1 protein-coding gene is annotated in these 255 nt (G+C 70.6%); it reads right to left on the bottom strand.

Features of this window, described 5'->3' with window-relative positions; genetic code table 11:
* Positions 1–255 (bottom strand): BCCT family transporter (locus KVS67_RS12350; protein WP_217565483.1); only part of this gene is annotated, 255 nt, incomplete at both ends.

Raw genomic sequence — 255 nt, 5'->3', positions numbered from 1 at the left:
CGATCGCCAGCAGGATGTGGGCGTAGGACAGCCGCCTGACGCCCTTGTCCTTGCCGACCAGCACGGAGGCCGTGCCCACGGCGGTGACGACGGCCAGGATGAGCGCCTGGACCCAGCCGGCCGCGGGGGTGCCCAGCACGTAGTTCATGCCCGCGTTGATCTGCAGGGCGCCCAGGCCCCCGGACACGCCGAGGCCGAACACGGTGGAGACCACGGCGATGATGTCGATCGTCTTGCCGATGGGGCCGTGGATGC

The sequence above is a fragment of the Micrococcus sp. GbtcB5 genome, assembly GCF_019091605.1.
Classification (GTDB): domain Bacteria; phylum Actinomycetota; class Actinomycetes; order Actinomycetales; family Micrococcaceae; genus Micrococcus; species Micrococcus luteus.
Note: the sequence above shows the minus strand (reverse complement) of the source record. Positions and strands in the feature narration are given on the sequence as shown.